The sequence below is a fragment of the Chitinophaga sp. YR627 genome (assembly GCF_900114995.1).
GTDB lineage: Bacteria > Bacteroidota > Bacteroidia > Chitinophagales > Chitinophagaceae > Chitinophaga.
Genome location: NZ_FOUX01000007.1, coordinates 266975 through 283022, shown reverse-complemented (window position 1 = coordinate 283022; position 16048 = coordinate 266975). Strand labels below are relative to the sequence as shown.

The 16048-nt window shown below is 45.8% G+C and carries 16 protein-coding genes and 1 tRNA gene; 2 read left to right on the top strand and 15 right to left on the bottom strand.

Translation table 11 applies throughout. From position 1 onward, the window contains the following. Positions 1-6: 6 nt before the first annotated feature. Positions 7-459 (top strand): cupin domain-containing protein, encoded by a 453-nt coding sequence (locus tag BMZ72_RS33350; protein WP_089815358.1) that lies wholly within the window; start codon positions 7-9, stop codon positions 457-459. 409 nt (positions 460-868) lie between these two features. On the opposite strand, the gene BMZ72_RS33345 is transcribed toward BMZ72_RS33350, so the two are convergent. From BMZ72_RS33345 to BMZ72_RS33295, 11 genes are all read right to left on the bottom strand, one after another. Beyond that, positions 869-944 (bottom strand) — tRNA-Lys (locus BMZ72_RS33345). 84 nt (positions 945-1028) lie between these two features. Continuing rightward, complete coding sequence (locus tag BMZ72_RS33340; RefSeq protein ID WP_089815355.1) at positions 1029-2009, bottom strand: GSCFA domain-containing protein; 981 nt, start codon at positions 2007-2009, stop codon at positions 1029-1031. 9 nt (positions 2010-2018) lie between these two features. Beyond that, positions 2019-2864, bottom strand: a complete 846-nt coding sequence (locus BMZ72_RS33335; protein WP_089815354.1) for a hydroxymethylglutaryl-CoA lyase — start codon at positions 2862-2864, stop codon at positions 2019-2021. Positions 2865-2878: 14 nt separating this feature from the next. Further along, positions 2879-3670 carry a 23S rRNA (guanosine(2251)-2'-O)-methyltransferase RlmB gene (rlmB, locus tag BMZ72_RS33330; protein ID WP_012790584.1) on the bottom strand — a complete coding sequence of 264 codons (792 nt, stop codon included), beginning with the start codon at positions 3668-3670 and terminating at the stop codon, positions 2879-2881. A 113-nt stretch (positions 3671-3783) separates the two neighbouring features. Then, positions 3784-4341 carry an NUDIX domain-containing protein gene (locus BMZ72_RS33325; protein ID WP_089815352.1) on the bottom strand — a complete coding sequence of 186 codons (558 nt, stop codon included), beginning with the start codon at positions 4339-4341 and terminating at the stop codon, positions 3784-3786. Between the two features lie 110 nt (positions 4342-4451). Further along, positions 4452-5384: a GNAT family N-acetyltransferase gene (locus tag BMZ72_RS36750; RefSeq protein ID WP_177223008.1), complete on the bottom strand. Its 933-nt coding sequence runs from the start codon at positions 5382-5384 to the stop codon at positions 4452-4454. After that, the gene (locus BMZ72_RS33315; protein ID WP_089815350.1) at positions 5365-6282 is read right to left on the bottom strand and encodes an EamA family transporter; all 918 of its coding nucleotides are present in this window, start codon (positions 6280-6282) and stop codon (positions 5365-5367) included. The genes BMZ72_RS36750 and BMZ72_RS33315 overlap by 20 nt, the downstream gene beginning before the upstream one ends. 33 nt (positions 6283-6315) lie before the next feature. Further along, on the bottom strand, positions 6316-7728 hold the full coding sequence (locus BMZ72_RS33310) for a pyridoxal phosphate-dependent decarboxylase family protein (RefSeq protein ID WP_089815349.1): 1413 nt from the start codon (positions 7726-7728) through the stop codon (positions 6316-6318). A 191-nt stretch (positions 7729-7919) separates the two neighbouring features. Then, positions 7920-8408, bottom strand: a complete 489-nt coding sequence (locus tag BMZ72_RS33305; RefSeq protein ID WP_089815347.1) for a methylated-DNA--[protein]-cysteine S-methyltransferase — start codon at positions 8406-8408, stop codon at positions 7920-7922. 28 nt (positions 8409-8436) lie between these two features. Continuing rightward, the gene (locus tag BMZ72_RS33300) at positions 8437-9345 is read right to left on the bottom strand and encodes a DNA-3-methyladenine glycosylase family protein (RefSeq protein WP_089815346.1); all 909 of its coding nucleotides are present in this window, start codon (positions 9343-9345) and stop codon (positions 8437-8439) included. 12 nt (positions 9346-9357) lie between these two features. Next, on the bottom strand, positions 9358-9888 hold the full coding sequence (locus BMZ72_RS33295) for an ArsR/SmtB family transcription factor (protein ID WP_089815344.1): 531 nt from the start codon (positions 9886-9888) through the stop codon (positions 9358-9360). Positions 9889-10640: 752 nt separating this feature from the next. On the opposite strand from BMZ72_RS33295, the gene BMZ72_RS33285 reads away from it, so the two are divergent. After that, positions 10641-12068, top strand: coding sequence for an aminotransferase-like domain-containing protein (locus BMZ72_RS33285; protein WP_089815339.1), 1428 nt, complete (start codon positions 10641-10643; stop codon positions 12066-12068). Positions 12069-12138: 70 nt separating this feature from the next. Here BMZ72_RS33285 and BMZ72_RS33280 read toward each other — a convergent pair whose 3' ends face one another. Genes BMZ72_RS33280 through BMZ72_RS33265 form a run of 4 tightly spaced genes read right to left on the bottom strand, consistent with a single transcriptional unit; the run spans position 12139 to position 16046 of the window. Beyond that, positions 12139-13254: an ABC transporter permease gene (locus BMZ72_RS33280; RefSeq protein ID WP_089815337.1), complete on the bottom strand. Its 1116-nt coding sequence runs from the start codon at positions 13252-13254 to the stop codon at positions 12139-12141. Next, positions 13251-14357: an ABC transporter permease gene (locus BMZ72_RS33275; RefSeq protein WP_089815335.1), complete on the bottom strand. Its 1107-nt coding sequence runs from the start codon at positions 14355-14357 to the stop codon at positions 13251-13253. The genes BMZ72_RS33280 and BMZ72_RS33275 overlap by 4 nt, the downstream gene beginning before the upstream one ends. Before the next feature lie 14 nt (positions 14358-14371). Continuing rightward, positions 14372-15115 (bottom strand): ABC transporter ATP-binding protein, encoded by a 744-nt coding sequence (locus BMZ72_RS33270; RefSeq protein WP_089815333.1) that lies wholly within the window; start codon positions 15113-15115, stop codon positions 14372-14374. 7 nt (positions 15116-15122) lie between these two features. Next, positions 15123-16046 (bottom strand): ABC transporter ATP-binding protein, encoded by a 924-nt coding sequence (locus tag BMZ72_RS33265; RefSeq protein ID WP_089815331.1) that lies wholly within the window; start codon positions 16044-16046, stop codon positions 15123-15125. Positions 16047-16048: the final 2 nt, after the last annotated feature.

Genomic DNA, 16048 nt, shown 5'->3' with positions numbered 1-16048 from the left:
ATAAGCATGAAAAAATTAAGTTGTCTGCTGTTGTTCCTTATTATTTGGCACAATTATGCATCTGCACAGGACGCTTCGCCCTATTCACACAACGGAGTAGCCATACCTGTACGGAATACAGGAAACAATACACTTATCGAATTGATTAAAGCTGACAGCATCTTCAATTTTAATATAGCTGTTGCGTCTTTTGAGCCCGGAAAAAGGCTGGCGTGGCATTCACATCCTGCAGGGCAGATTCTCATTATTACCGAAGGAATTGGTTATTACCAGGAAAGAGGAAAACCGAAACAGACAGTGCGCAAAGGAGAGATAATAAAATGTCAGCCCGGGATAGAACATTGGCATGGTGCCTCAGCGAATACTGGGGTCACTTATATGGCTATATATTCCTCTCAAAAAGGTAATACAGTATGGCTACAACAAGTAACCGATGCGGAATACTCAAGTGCGAAGTAATTTTCACGTTTTTTACTTCTTCGTTCTGAAAATAGGTTTATGAAACCTCCATTTGTACTGGCCACTATTCTTTATTATGACTATCCTGAGCGAGATAATAATGCTGAACGTAATGAATTATTGGATCAACTAGAACCTTGCCCTTTAAATGCCTCGAACCTGGAAAAATACATTGAATTTGCTACTTAGCATGTCACGAAATCCGCTCTGATGTGGAATCTTAGCAGTTATCAGGAAAAACAAAGATTGCAGAAAACGATATTTGCGGAAGGTATCTATTATAATAAGGAAAATGACCAACCTCGAAACACAAAATTTAATCCTTTATTTGCGCTCGTTGCAGACCTGACGGGCACTTCATACAAAGAAGAAACCCGACCTTTTGAGACTATTCTCAAGAAGTCGGGTTTGGTGATCCCGCTGGGACTCGAACCCAGGACCCATACATTAAAAGTGTATTGCTCTACCAACTGAGCTACGGAATCATTCCCGCTGAACGGGGGTGCAATATTACATTTAAAGATTTACAATTCCCATTTTTTTTAAATTTTTTCTTCGCGTAAACTTTTTTACGCTCCCTGGAAGTACTTCAACTCAGCCTCCAACCGCAAAAACGGATGTTCTTCCATCAACTGCTTTGTCTTTCGGGCATACGTCTGTAAGAACTGCTGATGCTGCGCTCCGTCTGGATTAAACGGCCTATGCTGCATTGCTCTGATGATCTCTGCTACGCGTGGTAAGAGGTGTTTGTCTGACTCCTGCAGACAATTTGCTGTAAAATGATCCCACACATAATTTACAGCCTGTTCATTCGGATGTACCAAATCTTCTTTATAAAACCTGTAATCACGCAGGTCATCGATGACCAGTTCGTATGCCGGGAAATAAAACAGTCGGTCGAATTTATTCACCAGGTGGTGCACCGTCTGTATCAGCACAGCTTTACTGAGGTTGTTCTCCACTACGCCGTCGCGTGCATAACGTACAGGGCTGATGGTAAACATAATCTTTACTTTCCGGTTGCGGAAAAACAAACGGTGCATCAGGTTATCCAGTGCGGAGATGGCGTCTGGCGGGGATAAGAGTTTCTTATGGAAGGACGCTGCGGGTACTTTATGGCAGTTACCTACCACATAGTTATTGCTGGTCAATGAATAAGTAAATGCAGAACCAAGGGTGATAATAAGCCAGTCTGCTTCTTCCAGTTGTCTGGCAGCAGCTTCCTGTGCTGCATTAATTCCTGCGAGTACTTCTTCGGGATTGATACCGGAGAAACGGCTGTGATGATCCCAGCTATGCCATAAGTCATTTTGCCGGAACAGATCAGCCGTTGTATATTTTTTTCCGTCGAGATAAGTATGTAGTGCCTGTGTGATGCTGATGGGATTATAAAGGATCCCATGAGGATTGATCAGGGCATCGAAATGATATTGTTGTAAGCGCTCTCCTATTTCTTCTGCAAAGCAGGAACCTATCATCAATATCTTATCGGTATAGCTGACGGGTGTTGCAAGCGGAGAAACGGGAAAGGTCAGACGAAAGTTTGTCATGATACAAGACTAATAAAAAATACGGTCTGCTAACTGCTGAGCGGTCTGTAATGCAGCGAAGTCCAGGCCGAGCTGTTCGTGACGCTGCATACTGAAGTCGAGCAGGCGCTCGGTGGCGAGATTGCCGACCAGTTCATCTTTGGCCATCGGACAACCACCAATGCCTTTAATGGCGCTATCAAAACGTCTGCATCCCTGGTCGTAGGCAGCAGCTACTTTTTCCTCCCAGTTATGGGGAGCGGAATGAAAGTGTGCGCCGAATTCCACTTCCGGGTAAGCAGGTATAAGCGTAGAAAACAGTTTGGTGATGATCTCCGGATTGGCAACACCAACCGTATCAGCCAGCGAAATTGTTGTAATGTCCCGCTTTACTAATTCTTCCACCCACTGTAAAGCGATGGAAGCATCATATGGATCCCCGTAAGGGTTGCCAAAGCCCATGGAAATGTAAACCACCAGCTGTTTACTGTTTTTGATACACAGTTCCTGCATGGTATCTACCAGTTCCATGGAAGCGCTGATCGTTTTGTTGGTATTACGCAACTGGAAAGTCTCGGAGATAGAGAAAGGATATCCCAGATATGAAATTTTATCGAACACCACCGCCTCTTCAGCTCCCCGCTGATTGGCGACGATCGCCAGCAATTTGCTTTTAGCACTGCTCATATCCAGACGGGATATCACATCAGTGGTATCGGCCATCTGGGGAATGGCTTTGGGCGACACAAAGCTGCCAAAATCAAGGGTATCAAACCCAACTTTCAGCAGGGCATTCAGATACTCAACCTTTTCATCCGTGCTGATTAACCTGTGCCAGCCTTGCATGGCATCACGTGGACATTCGATCAATTTCATTTACTGGAGATTTTTTATGCGCCTCTCTGTTTCATGGCTTCATACAGGATGATGCCCGCCGCAACAGAGACATTGAATGACTCAAAGTTTCCGGCCATAGGAATGTGGAACAGGGTATCCGAAGCTTTTATCAATGCCGGGAACACGCCCTTATCTTCCGATCCCATAATTACCGCTACCGGCTCCTGTAACTGACAGTCATAGAGCTTGGTTTCAGCTTCCATTTCGCTGGCAATCACCTTGATACCATTCAGATGGAGGGTATCGATCGCTTTAAGCAAACTGTTCACCCGGCATACGGAGATCGTTTCCAATGCACCTGCGGAAGATTTAATGGCTTCCTCATTCAGGGCAGCGATTCCTCTATCAGGGATAATGATTGCCTGGGCGCCGCAACAAACCGCACTACGGGCAATGGCCCCGATATTACGGACGTCGGTAATACCATCCAGGATCAGGAACAAAGGGGTCTGACCCTGTTCTGTTACATGTGATATCACATCCTGGAGATCCAGGTAGTTGATATTGCCGGTAATGGCCACACAGCCCTGGTGATTAGCGGAGGTTAACCCATTCAGCTTTTCTACCGGGACCAGATTTATAGGAATATTATATTGTTCTGCTAACTGTCTGATCTGAGGAATGATCTCCCCTGTTGCACCACGCAACATAAAAATACGCTCGATGGCCTTGCCTGCTTTCATCGCTTCCACAATTGGCTGTCTGCCAATCACCAGAGATGAGGCCTTTGGCCTGGGAGCATGCTGGCGGAAACCGCCAGGCTTCTTAAATTTTCGTTGTTCCATTACTGCAAAGAACGGAATTTATAACCAATTAGGAATTACGAATTAGGAATTAGGGGGCTCCCATTCCTGACGGATGGCTATAAATGTCCGGATCTCCAGGCTTGATGGACCGGCTAAATCTCACCTTCCAGCATCATCAGTTTCAGCTTCAGAATAGCTGCAACGGACATGGAATCGGTGATTTCATGGTTTTTCACCATCTGATAAGCGGCCTCAAAGGGCACCTTTTTAGTGAACAGTTGTTCAGTTTCCTCTGGTTCAGCCTCCCGTTGCTCCAGGTTACGGGCCAGAAATATGACAGCGGCTTCATCTGATACTGAATTAGACAGGTGCATATGTACAATGGGTTGCCAGTCCGCCGCTACCAGACCGGTTTCCTCCAGCAGTTCCCGTTGAGCGCCCAATAAAGGATCTACACCTAATGGGCCACCACCTTCCGGGATCTCCCAGCTGAATTGCTCAAGTGGGAAGCGGTACTGCCCTACCAGGTATATATTATTGTGTTCATCCAGGGCGACTACTCCGATCGCGGCGTTCTTGAAGTGTACCACTCCATAGATACCGTTGCCGCCTGAAGGGTTGATCACCTGGTGTTCTGTCACTTTGATCCAGGGATTGTCGTATTTCTTCTCGCTGGACAAGATCGTCCAGGGGTTCTGTTGCATTTCCATACGGGGACGAAAATAAAAAAAAACCGCCTCGTTAAGAAACGAGACGGTGTCAACCAGATGTCGGCGGTAAATACCTTTTGAACATCATACCTAAATCTAAATCGTATCTTTTATAATATTATTTTCACTTGTGTCAGGTGGTGTTTTAAATGATGCAAATAATCCGTCACCACATATTGCAGTGTGACAGGTTCTTTCTCATTAATACTGATAAGGTTGTTTAGTGCTCCAGCGGGTATGGCGCGTATTGTTAACGCCAGATGTCTGTTCATCCCCGCCCATAATTCGATAATTTCCTGCCAGCTGCTCAACTGCCAGGCTTGTCCCTTTACCCAAAATTCCTGTGCATAACCAGGAATTTCCAGCAAAGATATTTGTTGTGATCGTATAAAACGAACATTATTATTAATTGCTGAATCAATTAAATGTCCGATGATCTCCTTCGGGCTCCATTTATACCTGGAAAACCGCTCTGCTGCTGTCATTTCGGATATCTCACGTAAAAGTGGCAACGCCGTATTTATCGTCTTTAAAAGTTCTTCCGCGATGATATAATGCGGGTTTTCCTCCGCCAGGATGATCTCCATCTTGATATCACTCCGTACATAACGTCCTTCTTCCACTGGAATTTCCCTGAATCCGAGCTTCTGGTACATGGTAATGGCAGGCGCCAGTCTTGTATTGGAATACAATATTACCTTCTCTAATCCCTTCTTTCTGGCCAGTTCCAATATTCCCTTTGCCAGTTTCCAACCTATCTTGTGCCCCTGATAAGCTTCGTCCACGGCCATCTTAGTCATTTCCGCACTAACGTCATCTATTGGTTTCAAGGCTACGGTCCCAACGATATTTTCACCTACAGCGGCGAAAATAATGTCTCCTCCCTTAGCTATAATATGCTTATCAGGATTACCCAGCACGTCTACGTCTACCGGCTCAACGGTAAAGTACTTTTCTATCCACCACCGGTTCAGTCGTTCGAAATGCGGCTGATAAGCCGGGATGTAGTCTATCAGACTAACCTCATGATTTAGTGGTTCCATATTCTTTTTTATTTCTGTTTACAGCCATATTTACCATATAAACGCCACCCAATGTTACCAGACAGGAAAGTCCTGTTGTCCAGTTCAGGTGTTCCTGCAGGATCAGCCAGCCCAGGAGTACCGCCACAATCGGATTAATATAGGCGTATACGGAAGCCAGGGAAGTCGGCAGGTTGTTCAATGCGAATACATAAGAGGAGTATCCCAGTATGGAACCGAAGAAGACCAGATAAACGATACTGCCCCAAAGTTCCTTATTAAAACCGTCTAACGGTAAAGAATACCCCATAAGTATAGCTGTCCCCGTCATGACAATACCACTGAACAGCATCTGAAAACCGGCGCCGTATAAAAAGTTTATCCTGAGCGCCCATCTTGCCGTCAGTACTGAACCGATCGCCCAGCTGATACAGGAGATCAGGGTCAGGAAAATACCAAACCGGAATTCCGGATTTGCAAGGCTGGGCAGATAATCATAAAAGATCCCTCCTACCCCGAGTAATCCAACCAACATGCCAGCGATCAGCAAGATGGTAAATTTTGTACGTTGTACCAGAAAATAACTGAATATAGTTATCCAGATAGGCACTGTTGCGACAATAATTGCACAGAGACCACTGGGAATATATTGCATGGCCCATGTAATTAAACCATTGCTCATACAAAGCATCATGACGCCAATCACAAAGAGGCGTGACAGCATGATCTTTTCCGGAAATTTAAACCCTCTCAGTAAAAAGAAACCTGTTAAAAGGACGCCGGCAATTGTCTGTCTGACGCCAGCCAGCATTAATCCATGTGTGTGGCGTACGCCAATCCTGGAAGCCAGATAGGTGGTACCCCAGAAAATACTTACCAGCACCAATGCCATATAGGCATTCGTGTTTGACTTTTTCATACTCCGAAGTTGTTATGGTGAATTAATAATAGATCAGTCCTCTCCTACAGTCGGTCCTGCTGCCTGTTGCAACATATCTTCCCATGCAATGGTCAGATCCTTTTCTGTAGTACGCCAGTTGACCAAAGCTGCCCGGATAGCCGGAACGCCCTGATAAACGGTTGGCGTCAGCATGACTTTACCGCTATCGTTCAATGCTTTCAGGAATGCATCGATGGCTGTCTGTTTCTCTTCATCCGCTACGTTCAGCGTGAAACAAACAACACATAATCTGACAGGGGCCAATAAGCGGAAAGCATCATTCTCACTGATCAATGTTCCCAGCTGACGGGCTAACTGTATATTATTATTCACAATAGCTGTATATCCTTCGGCGCCATAGGCCACCAATGTGAACCAGGCTGGTAATGCACGAAGTCGTCGTGAATTTTCAGGTGTATAATTGCTGTACTTAAAATCTTTTTCGGGGTCGCCCAGGTAAGCGGCGCCTACATTCTTAAACGTATCCAGCTGCAACTGCAAATGACGGGTAAATACCATCGCTGCATCATACGGCACATTGAGCCACTTGTGTGCATCAATTGTAATACTGTCCGCCCATTCCCATCCATCCAGCAGATGTTTATATTCAGGCACACAGGCTGCAAATGCACCAAAAGCGGCATCTACATGCAACCAGAAATTGTATTCTTTCTTCAATGCTACAATCGCCTGCAAATCATCAAAGTCAACTGTATTTACGGTACCGGCACTTGCCAGCACAATCAATGGCTCACCTTTATGTGCCTGCAGGTATTCTTTCAATGCATCAATATCAAATGCTTCCCGTCCCGGTAATGCAGGTAACTTCACCAGTGCATTTCTTCCAAAACCCAGCATGGCCATTGATTTTACACTACTGGAGTGTGGTGTACAGGAAACGATCTTTGCATTTGCCAATGCTGCCATTCCTTCCTGCGCCACATCAACGCCCAACTGCTTTCCTAACCATTGTCTCGCAATGGCCAGTCCGGAGAAATTTGCCATGGTGGCCCCTGTCACAAAGTTTCCGGAAAATGCATCCGGCAACCCAAACAGTTGCCGGAGCATTGAGATGGTTTCTGTTTCTATTTTGAATGGCGGTATGTCTCTGTCAGATGCGTTCATGTCGAAGACGGATGTCAGCCAGTCTCCTGCGATCGCTGGTATTGTTGCTCCTCCTGTTACAAATCCCCAGTTACGCGCACCGCTATTGCCCGCGAGATGTTCCTCATATCTCTTTCTGAATTGTGACAGGGTATGCATGGCCCCCATTCCCTTTCGCGGAAGATCAAATGGCTCAAATGAAGCAGTCGCTGCCTTGACTGGCAATGTCTCTATGCTGGATAAGAATAACACGCTGTAGTCCTTAATCTCCTGTAAGAAATTATCTAATTGCTGCAGATCCTGGTTCAATAACTGATTCATCTGAGTGGATTTATGGTGAATGGGTATCAGACTTCAAAATTGTAATAATTCCGGGATATAAAACAGATTCAGTTTTGTAATTTTCGACCAGATCAGATTTGAAATTTCAGGGGCTGGATCAGTTGATACTTTCGGTATGTTTTGTTTCGTTTTATTTCAGTTTTGTTTTCTTGCGGAATATTATTGTTGTATCAAAACAGCTCCAGTGATCCGAATTTTTGTTTTATCTCATGCTCCAGCAACCACTTCTTACGCCACAATCCACCTGCATATCCTGTCAGCGAACCATCACTCCCAATCACACGATGACAGGGTACTGCGATCGCAATCCTGTTCTTGCCATTAGTAGTGCCTACCGCACGGATACTCTTCGGATTATTGATACGTTTAGCCAGTTGCAGATAAGAGACCGTCTGACCATAAGGGATATCCCTCAGTTGTTGCCACACTGTTTGTTGGAACTCTGTTCCTGGTTGTGCAACAGGAAAAGTAAATCCCTGTGCACTACCTGCGAAATATGCATTCATCTCCTCCACACACTGCAGCATGACATCGGATAACGGTTCCTGTGTGGGCATTCGCCCTTCTTTAAAAGTGAGTGTATTGATCTCCTGTTCATCTCCAATAATAGTCAGCGCCCCTACCGGCGTATTAATGATATGGATATGTTCTATTGTCATAATAATCAGTATTGCGAATGTTATAATACTATTGCATCAGTGACCTCCACAGATAAAACGTAGCATAGCCAGCGTATTCACCCCAATGCCCTGTATATTCCTTTACGTCTGTCAGCGAAGGTTTGGTTGTCAGCTGTAGCTGTTGTTTCAACGCATTGTGTAATCCGGCGTCCTCCAGCGGCAATGCCTCGTGATGACGATGATACTTCATCAGTACATAATTGGCGGACCAGTTACCGATTCCCCTGAAAGAGACCAGATGAGCTTTTGCCTGCTGGTAATCCATCTCCCATAACTGTTTATCCGTCAGCAAGCCATCGGTCATCGCTTTTGCCAGTCCTATAATATAGTTCGCCTTACTACGCGAGAACTGCATGGCCATCAAAGAAGCTGGTTCCAGCGATGCCACAACTGCCGGATGCGGATAGACATAATAGTCATTTCCATCTATCACTGCATGATGCCCAAATGCCTGGATAAACCGCTGGCGCAATGTGTAGGCAAATCCCAGGTTGATCTGCTGTCCGGTAATACTCCAGGTCAGCGCTTCAAACAGATCAGGAATACCGATCAACCGCAAACCTTTGTAACGGGCAGCTAATGGCTTTAAAACGGCGTCTTTGCCGGCGAACTTATAAAATGGACGCAGGTCGGCCTTCAGGTGCAACCAGTGACTGATATACCTTATTATATGCGCTTCATCGATATCGTCATCTGGTCCGTTCAGTACCTTTGCTTTGAGCCCCTTTGCAGCAGGATCATCGCTAATTTCCAATAATACGGGGTGTCCGTTGGATATCACCATTTTCTGCACCGCATTATCCTGTACGTAATGCAGGCATTCTTTATCCGATCTGCTCAGAAATACCAGGCATTCTGCGAATGAGAAATTATCATGATCCGTAACGGGTATCTGTATCACTCTGCTGTTCTCCATGTTTTCCTTTTCTTAGGGCTTGCAACGTTTGCAGGCACGATATCCGTTCTTCAATGCCTCTTCCCTGGTGATGTAAAATGTTACGTTGTCCGGACGCGGGTTGGCAGCGCAGGAGGGTTTGCAGAAGATACCTGTTGTCCTGACTGCGTTGTAGAATAGTCCGTCGAATTCTTTATCCTTGCTTAGCATCGCCTGTAGCATGACAGGCTGCGTGAGCGGTGATCCCTGCTTGTAAGCTGCCTCTTCCAGAAATACGCCGTGGTCGTTCTCCAGCGAGCGTTCTCCCCATGTCAAATAGCCGTCCAGCCAGTCTTTTAAGGCGTAGAATGCGGCCTTGTTTAAATATCCGTAGCGTTCTCTGCCTGCCTGGTAGATCTTGATCCAGCCGCTTTCCTCCAGGAATTGCAGGTGTTTGGATACTGCCTGGCGGGTGATATCATTGAAGTGCTCGTTGATCTGGTTCACGTTTAAAGGCTGCAAGCGCAGCAGTGACAGGATTTCTCTTCTTACCGGATCGGCGACTCCTTTAAACAGCTCTTCCATTATGCAATTTTTCAGTTGCGTAAAATTATGCAATTTTAGAGTTGCGCAAAATGTATTTTCCGGGAAGTTTTCTTGTAGATGGAATGATAGCAATTTTTGGGTGTTGGCTGATGCGCTATTGGATAGGGAGGATATCTGATTGGGGTGTTGCTTTGGGTTCCAGATGGGCCGACGGGCTGACGCCCTTTTTCGGGGCTTGCTATTGGGCGATGAGGGTCGTGTGGGGCGGTGGGGGTGGATTTAACCCCTATCAAGCGTGTGGGGCCCGATAAAGGGCTAAGGCCCTTTGGCTCCATCTGAAACCCGCCGCAGATAATGTCGGCCAATTAGGTTATTAATTTCATTCGCAGTATGCCCTGAGCCTCGCTTGGTTAGTACTAACTATCCCTATATCTAGTTGTTATATAGCTGTTATATAGCTGTCTATTTAGTGAGTATCGTTACAACTACAGTATTTAAGGGCTATAAAACAGACTAAACAAATTGGTTTAAAGTAGCTGTACCGCTACAGTGTATAGAAAGAAATGACCCAAACGCATTGATCTTTTAGTTGAAGAGTAAGCGCTATCAAAAATGGTGGTGAGCTGGGCAAATATTATCCTTACCTGTAGTTGTGTTTTCATTACGTCAATATCGCTACGGCCATATAGACTGGGCGGGGTGTGTAAGACAGAAAAATGCGTTACCAAATATGCAAACCATATCAGTTTAAATTTCCTTACATTTGAACCAGATCAGTTCAACCAATAGCCATGTTAAAAACCGCTGAACATCTTTATCTTCAGATTGCTGACAAACTGGAGCAGCTTATTGCCAAAGACGTATTAAAGATTGGGGACAAGCTTCCGTCTGTTCGTACGATGAGTGAGGAACAGGGCGTTAGTATGAGTACTGCGTTTCAGGCGTACTATCATCTGGAAGCAAAGGGACTTATTGAATCCAGGCCTAAGTCGGGGTATTATGTCATCTTTAGTCCGCGGAGGATGCCGGAGATGCCTAAGGTTTGTGAGGCCGTTAAAAAGCCTTCGGAGGTTACTGTGCATGAAATGGTGACACAGGTTTCTCAGGATATGCGGCTGGAAAATATTACCAGATTTGCTTCTGCTGCACCACCGGAGTCAATGCTGCCCGCTGCCAAGATTTCTAAAGCGCTGATACAGGCCCTTAGGAAGACACCTTTTGCGGGTGTGGGATATGAACCTGTGCAGGGGAATCCTGATTTAAGGAGGCAGATCGCCCGTAATTCTATCTTATGGGGTGGTGCAGTCAGTGAAGAGGAGATCGTTACGACCAGCGGTTGTATGGACGCGCTAACGCTCTGTTTGTCGGCTGTTACGCAGCAGGGAGATACGATTGCGATTGAAAGTCCGGCGTACTATGGGTCCCTGCAGTTGGCTGAAACACTTGGCCTGAAGGTGCTGGAAATTCCTACGCATCCGGGTACAGGGGTTGATCTGGAATACCTGGATAAAGCCATTCCAAAGTTTAAGATCAAGGCGTGCCTCTTTGTAACCAATTTTACCAATCCGCTGGGCGCCTGTATGCCAGATACGCATAAGCGCGAACTGGTGAGGCTACTGGAGAAATATGAGATACCGTTAATAGAGGATGATATCTATGGGGATATGTACTTCGGTAAAGAGCGTCCGGGTGTCTGTAAGACTTTCGACACCAACGGACTTGTGCTCCTCTGTAATTCCTTCTCCAAATCTGTAGCACCGGGCTACCGTGTAGGCTGGACGATCCCTGGCAGATACCTGGAGAAAGTACTGAACCTGAAAAGGCATCACTCTATCTCCTCTCCTTCCCTTCCAGGTGCAGCGATTGCCTGTTTTCTGGAAAATGACCGTTATGAACATCACCTGAGAGGTATGCGTAAAGCCCTGCATACGCAGTATATGCGGCATTTACAAGCGATCAGGGAGTATTTTCCGGAGGATTGCTGTGTGTCTCGTCCACAGGGAGGGTTTGTGCTGTGGGTGGAACTGAATCCGAAAGTGAATACATATGAATTGTATGAACAGGCGATCAAGCATAAGATCTCCTTTGCACCAGGCAGGATCTTCTCTTTGCAGGACCGCTATACCAACTGTATGCGTATCAGCTATAGTAATCCATGGAGTAAACAGATGGACGACGGACTCAAAACATTAGGAAGACTTATCAGAAAACTATCATAAATAAAAGGACCGGGATAAGACTATCCCGGTCTCCTGTTAAACCTACAACTGTATATACTAAATAGAGATTTTATGCTGTCTTACGATAGTTCCAGATAGCCCAGCCATTCAATACCACCGCAAAGGCCAGTTCGTACAGGAACTGCATTTTTATATCTGCAAAGCGACTTCCCTTCAACACCACCATCCTCATCACATCTATAAAATGCGTCACAGGTGTCAGGTTAGCGATCATCTTCGCCCATTTCGGCATATTATCTACCGAAACAAAGAGTCCGCTCATCAGCATGAATATCATGATGAAAAAGAAAGCCACAAACATGGCCTGTAACTGGTTATCGCTGTAAGTGGATATCAACAGACCAAATCCCAGTAATGCGACCAGATAAACCGCCAGAAAACCATATAAAAGCAACAGACTGCCCAGCGGAATAATACCATAGACAAATCTTGCCAGTAACAATCCCAGTGTGAAGTCTACCATACCAATCACCCAGAAAGGGATCAGTTTCCCAAGAATAAACTGCCACTTTTTAACGGGTGTTACGTTGATCTGTTCAATGGTGCCAATCTCCTTCTCCTTTACGATATTCAGGGCAGCGATAAAGCCTCCTACCATCGTCACCAGTAATACCAAGATACCCGGCACCATATACAAACGGTAGTTCATATTCGGATTGAACCAATTAGAAAATGTCACATCTATGGTACCTGGTCGTGGTGCTGCATCAGGCAACCATTTCATCCGGATCTCATTGTTAAAGTCCGTCAGGATGGTGTTGAGATAAGCGCTTCCCAGTCCGGCCTTTGTACCATTGATCGCATCCGCAGCAACATATACGGATGCCTTATTCTCCTTCACCAGGTCTACTTCAAAGTGTGCTGGTATTTCCAGGATAATGTCGGCCTTTTCCCGTTCTATCTGTTGTCTTGCAGGCGTATAGTCCGTATAATAACCGGTAACATGAAAATAACCGGAGGAGGCGATCCTGGATACCATCTGCTGTGTGTAAGTAGAATGGTCCCTGTCAACAACCGCCAGATTGATATTCTTCACATCAAAATTTGCAGCCAGTGGCATGATCAGCAACTGCATCATTGGCATCACAAAGATGATCGGCAGTAGCCCTTTATCACGGAAGATCTGCCTGAATTCCTTTTCCAGTAGTAATCGTAATGTTCTCATGACAGCCGTGTTTTAAAGCTTTTAATACTGATCGTTAGTAATACCAGGGTCATGCCTGCCAGTATGAGGGTTTCTTTCCAGACCACACCAATACCAAGTCCTTTCAACATCACGGCTTTTACAATGACATAAAACCAGCGGGATGGCAGCAGATTGGAAATCAACTGCAGGGGTAAAGGCATGTTCTCTAATGGAAAAATGAAACCTGTAAAGAGGATGGTGGGAAGCATCATGCCCATCATGGATACCATCATTGCGGTCTGCTGTGAACGGGTCACGCTGGAGATCAGTAATCCGAGAGAAAGACAGCTGATAATAAACAGTGTGCTTTCAAAAAACAGCAGGGCAAGGTTTCCTCTGACCGGCATTTCCAGTGCCAGTACACTTAGGATCAGGATGATGATGAAGTCTACCATCGCCAGTGCCAGATAAGGCACTGCTTTTGCCAGTACGACATAAACTGGTTTGAAAGGTGATACCAGTAGTATTTCCATGGTACCCATCTCCTTTTCCCTTACAATAGACACAGAGGTCAGTGTGGTACAGATGATCATCAATACAAGCGCCATTACGCCGGGTACAAAGTTCATTGAGCCATTCAACTCCGGATTGTAGAGCATACGGGTAACCGGTTCGATACGCATCGGGATATTAGCTGTTGGATTGACCTGTTGCTGGTAATCCGCCACTATAGCCGTAATATAATTGGTCAGGGTCCTGGCCGTATTCGGATCGGAGGCGTCTGCTACCACCTGTAACTGTGCCACCTGTCCATTCAGCAGATCATTACCGAAGCCTGTCGGGAATACCACCGCACACTTTACCTTCCCCTGTTTAAATGCTTTATAAATGTCTTCATCTGATGCGGTACTGCGGTTAATATCGAAATATTTGCTGGCAGCGATCATAGTGGTCAGCTGTTGCGAAGCGGCATCTCCGGCATGATCTACAATGATGATCTCTGCATTTTTGATCTCAGTAGTGAGTGCATAACCAAACAACAGGATCTGCATGATCGGCAGTCCGAAGAGTATCAGCAACGTGCGCCTGTCCCGGAAGACATGATAAAATTCCTTTCTGACAAATACCATGAATTGTTTCATGTGTATAATAAATTTTAGTCGGCAGAGCGTTTTGCGCTTCTGGCCAGTGCATAAAATACTTCATTCATGGAGGTGGCACCGAATTGCTGACGGAGGTTGGCTGGTGTATCCAATGCGTCAATGCGACCGTCAACCATGATGGAGATCCGGTTACAGTATTCCGCTTCATCCATGTAGTGCGTGGTGACGAATACTGTGATCCCCCGTTCTGCTGCATCATAGATCAGGTCCCAGAACTGTCTTCTGGTAACAGGATCTACTCCACCGGTCGGTTCATCCAGGAATACAATGCGGGGCTGGTGGATAATGGCCACAGAGAATGCGAGCTTCTGTTTCCAGCCCAGTGGCAGACTCCCGACCATCATCTTTGCCTCCTGCTGCATGCCTAACTTTTCGATCAGTTCGTCGCCTTTCTCTTTTAGCTGTTTATCTGACAAACCATATACCCCGCCATAAAAACGAATGTTCTCCCGGACTGTCAGACTCTCATACAACGAGAATTTCTGACTCATATAACCGATATTCTTTTTGATCTCTTCCTGTTGTTTGAACACATTAAAACCCGCTACTGTCGCTTCTCCTGAAGTAGGGTAAGACAGTCCGCAGAGCATACGCATAGCGGTTGTTTTACCTGCGCCATTGGCCCCGAGGAAACCGAAGATCTCTCCCTGTTCCACTTCGAATGAGATATGGTTGACTGCAAAGAAGTCTCTGAAACGTTTGGTAAGGTCTTTACAGGTGATTGCCTTGTTGTTCATGTCCGCACTATTTCGGGTTACTTAATTTTTCAATAAAACAATCCTCGATATCCGGCCTGATTTCCTGTATTGCTACTGTCTGATGACCTTTGCTTTTGAGGTAGGTCAGTAGTTGAGCAGGATGATCCTTTCCGTCTTCTTTAAAGGCTACGTGCAGTTTTTCACCAGCAGCATAACACTGGCGGATGCCTTCATAGCTTCTGGTATCAGGCAATAACAGATGTACTTTGGGTGATCTGAGTGCGTATAGTTTACCAGGGTAAGCTGCCACTATATTATCCGGTGTATCGATGGAGAGGATGTGCCCTGTCTGGATCAATGCGATCCTTTCACAAAGGCTGGCTTCATCCATATAAGGGGTAGAGACAACGATGGTGATCCCTTCATTTTTCAGACGTTTCAGCATATCCCAGAACTCCTGACGCGATACGGCATCTACTCCTGTGGTAGGTTCGTCGAGAAAGAGTACTTCCGGGCGGTGTACCAGTGCACAGGAAAGCGCCAGTTTCTGTTTCATCCCACCTGATAGCTTACCGGCACGTCTGTTTTTAAAGGGTGCGATCTGTTCGTAGATGTCTTTGATCAATGCATAGTTTTCAGTGATCGTAGTACCAAACAGTGTGGCGAAGAAGTTCAGATTTTCCTCTACGGTCAGGTCCTGATAAAGTGAAAACCTGCCAGGCATGTATCCTACACAACTACGGATCTGATGGAAGTCTTTTACGACGTCATATCCGGCTACGGTAGCCTTACCGGCATCTGACAGGAGTAAGGTGGTCAGTATGCGGAAGATGGTGGATTTACCCGCGCCATCCGGCCCTATCAGTCCGAAAAGCTCTCCTTTCTTTACAGAGAAGGAAACGTTTTCCAGTGCCGGAGGTGCATCCTTTATGTATGATTTACTGATATTTTCCAGTACGACTGTATCCATGA

What these genes read in the sequence shown, in the direction of transcription:
- BMZ72_RS33350 (WP_089815358.1), top strand. Translation starts at nt 7, where the DNA reads ATGAAAAAATTAAGTTGTCTGCTGTTGTTCCTTATTATTTGGCACAAT.
- BMZ72_RS33340 (WP_089815355.1), bottom strand. Translation starts at nt 2,009, where the DNA reads ATGACAAACTTTCGTCTGACCTTTCCCGTTTCTCCGCTTGCAACACCC.
- BMZ72_RS33335 (WP_089815354.1), bottom strand. Translation starts at nt 2,864, where the DNA reads ATGAAATTGATCGAATGTCCACGTGATGCCATGCAAGGCTGGCACAGG.
- rlmB (WP_012790584.1), bottom strand. Translation starts at nt 3,670, where the DNA reads ATGGAACAACGAAAATTTAAGAAGCCTGGCGGTTTCCGCCAGCATGCT.
- BMZ72_RS33325 (WP_089815352.1), bottom strand. Translation starts at nt 4,341, where the DNA reads ATGGAAATGCAACAGAACCCCTGGACGATCTTGTCCAGCGAGAAGAAA.
- BMZ72_RS36750 (WP_177223008.1), bottom strand. Translation starts at nt 5,384, where the DNA reads ATGGAACCACTAAATCATGAGGTTAGTCTGATAGACTACATCCCGGCT.
- BMZ72_RS33315 (WP_089815350.1), bottom strand. Translation starts at nt 6,282, where the DNA reads ATGAAAAAGTCAAACACGAATGCCTATATGGCATTGGTGCTGGTAAGT.
- BMZ72_RS33310 (WP_089815349.1), bottom strand. Translation starts at nt 7,728, where the DNA reads ATGAATCAGTTATTGAACCAGGATCTGCAGCAATTAGATAATTTCTTA.
- BMZ72_RS33305 (WP_089815347.1), bottom strand. Translation starts at nt 8,408, where the DNA reads ATGACAATAGAACATATCCATATCATTAATACGCCGGTAGGGGCGCTG.
- BMZ72_RS33300 (WP_089815346.1), bottom strand. Translation starts at nt 9,345, where the DNA reads ATGGAGAACAGCAGAGTGATACAGATACCCGTTACGGATCATGATAAT.
- BMZ72_RS33295 (WP_089815344.1), bottom strand. Translation starts at nt 9,888, where the DNA reads ATGGAAGAGCTGTTTAAAGGAGTCGCCGATCCGGTAAGAAGAGAAATC.
- BMZ72_RS33285 (WP_089815339.1), top strand. Translation starts at nt 10,641, where the DNA reads ATGTTAAAAACCGCTGAACATCTTTATCTTCAGATTGCTGACAAACTG.
- BMZ72_RS33280 (WP_089815337.1), bottom strand. Translation starts at nt 13,254, where the DNA reads ATGAGAACATTACGATTACTACTGGAAAAGGAATTCAGGCAGATCTTC.
- BMZ72_RS33275 (WP_089815335.1), bottom strand. Translation starts at nt 14,357, where the DNA reads ATGAAACAATTCATGGTATTTGTCAGAAAGGAATTTTATCATGTCTTC.
- BMZ72_RS33270 (WP_089815333.1), bottom strand. Translation starts at nt 15,115, where the DNA reads ATGAACAACAAGGCAATCACCTGTAAAGACCTTACCAAACGTTTCAGA.
- BMZ72_RS33265 (WP_089815331.1), bottom strand. Translation starts at nt 16,046, where the DNA reads ATGGATACAGTCGTACTGGAAAATATCAGTAAATCATACATAAAGGAT.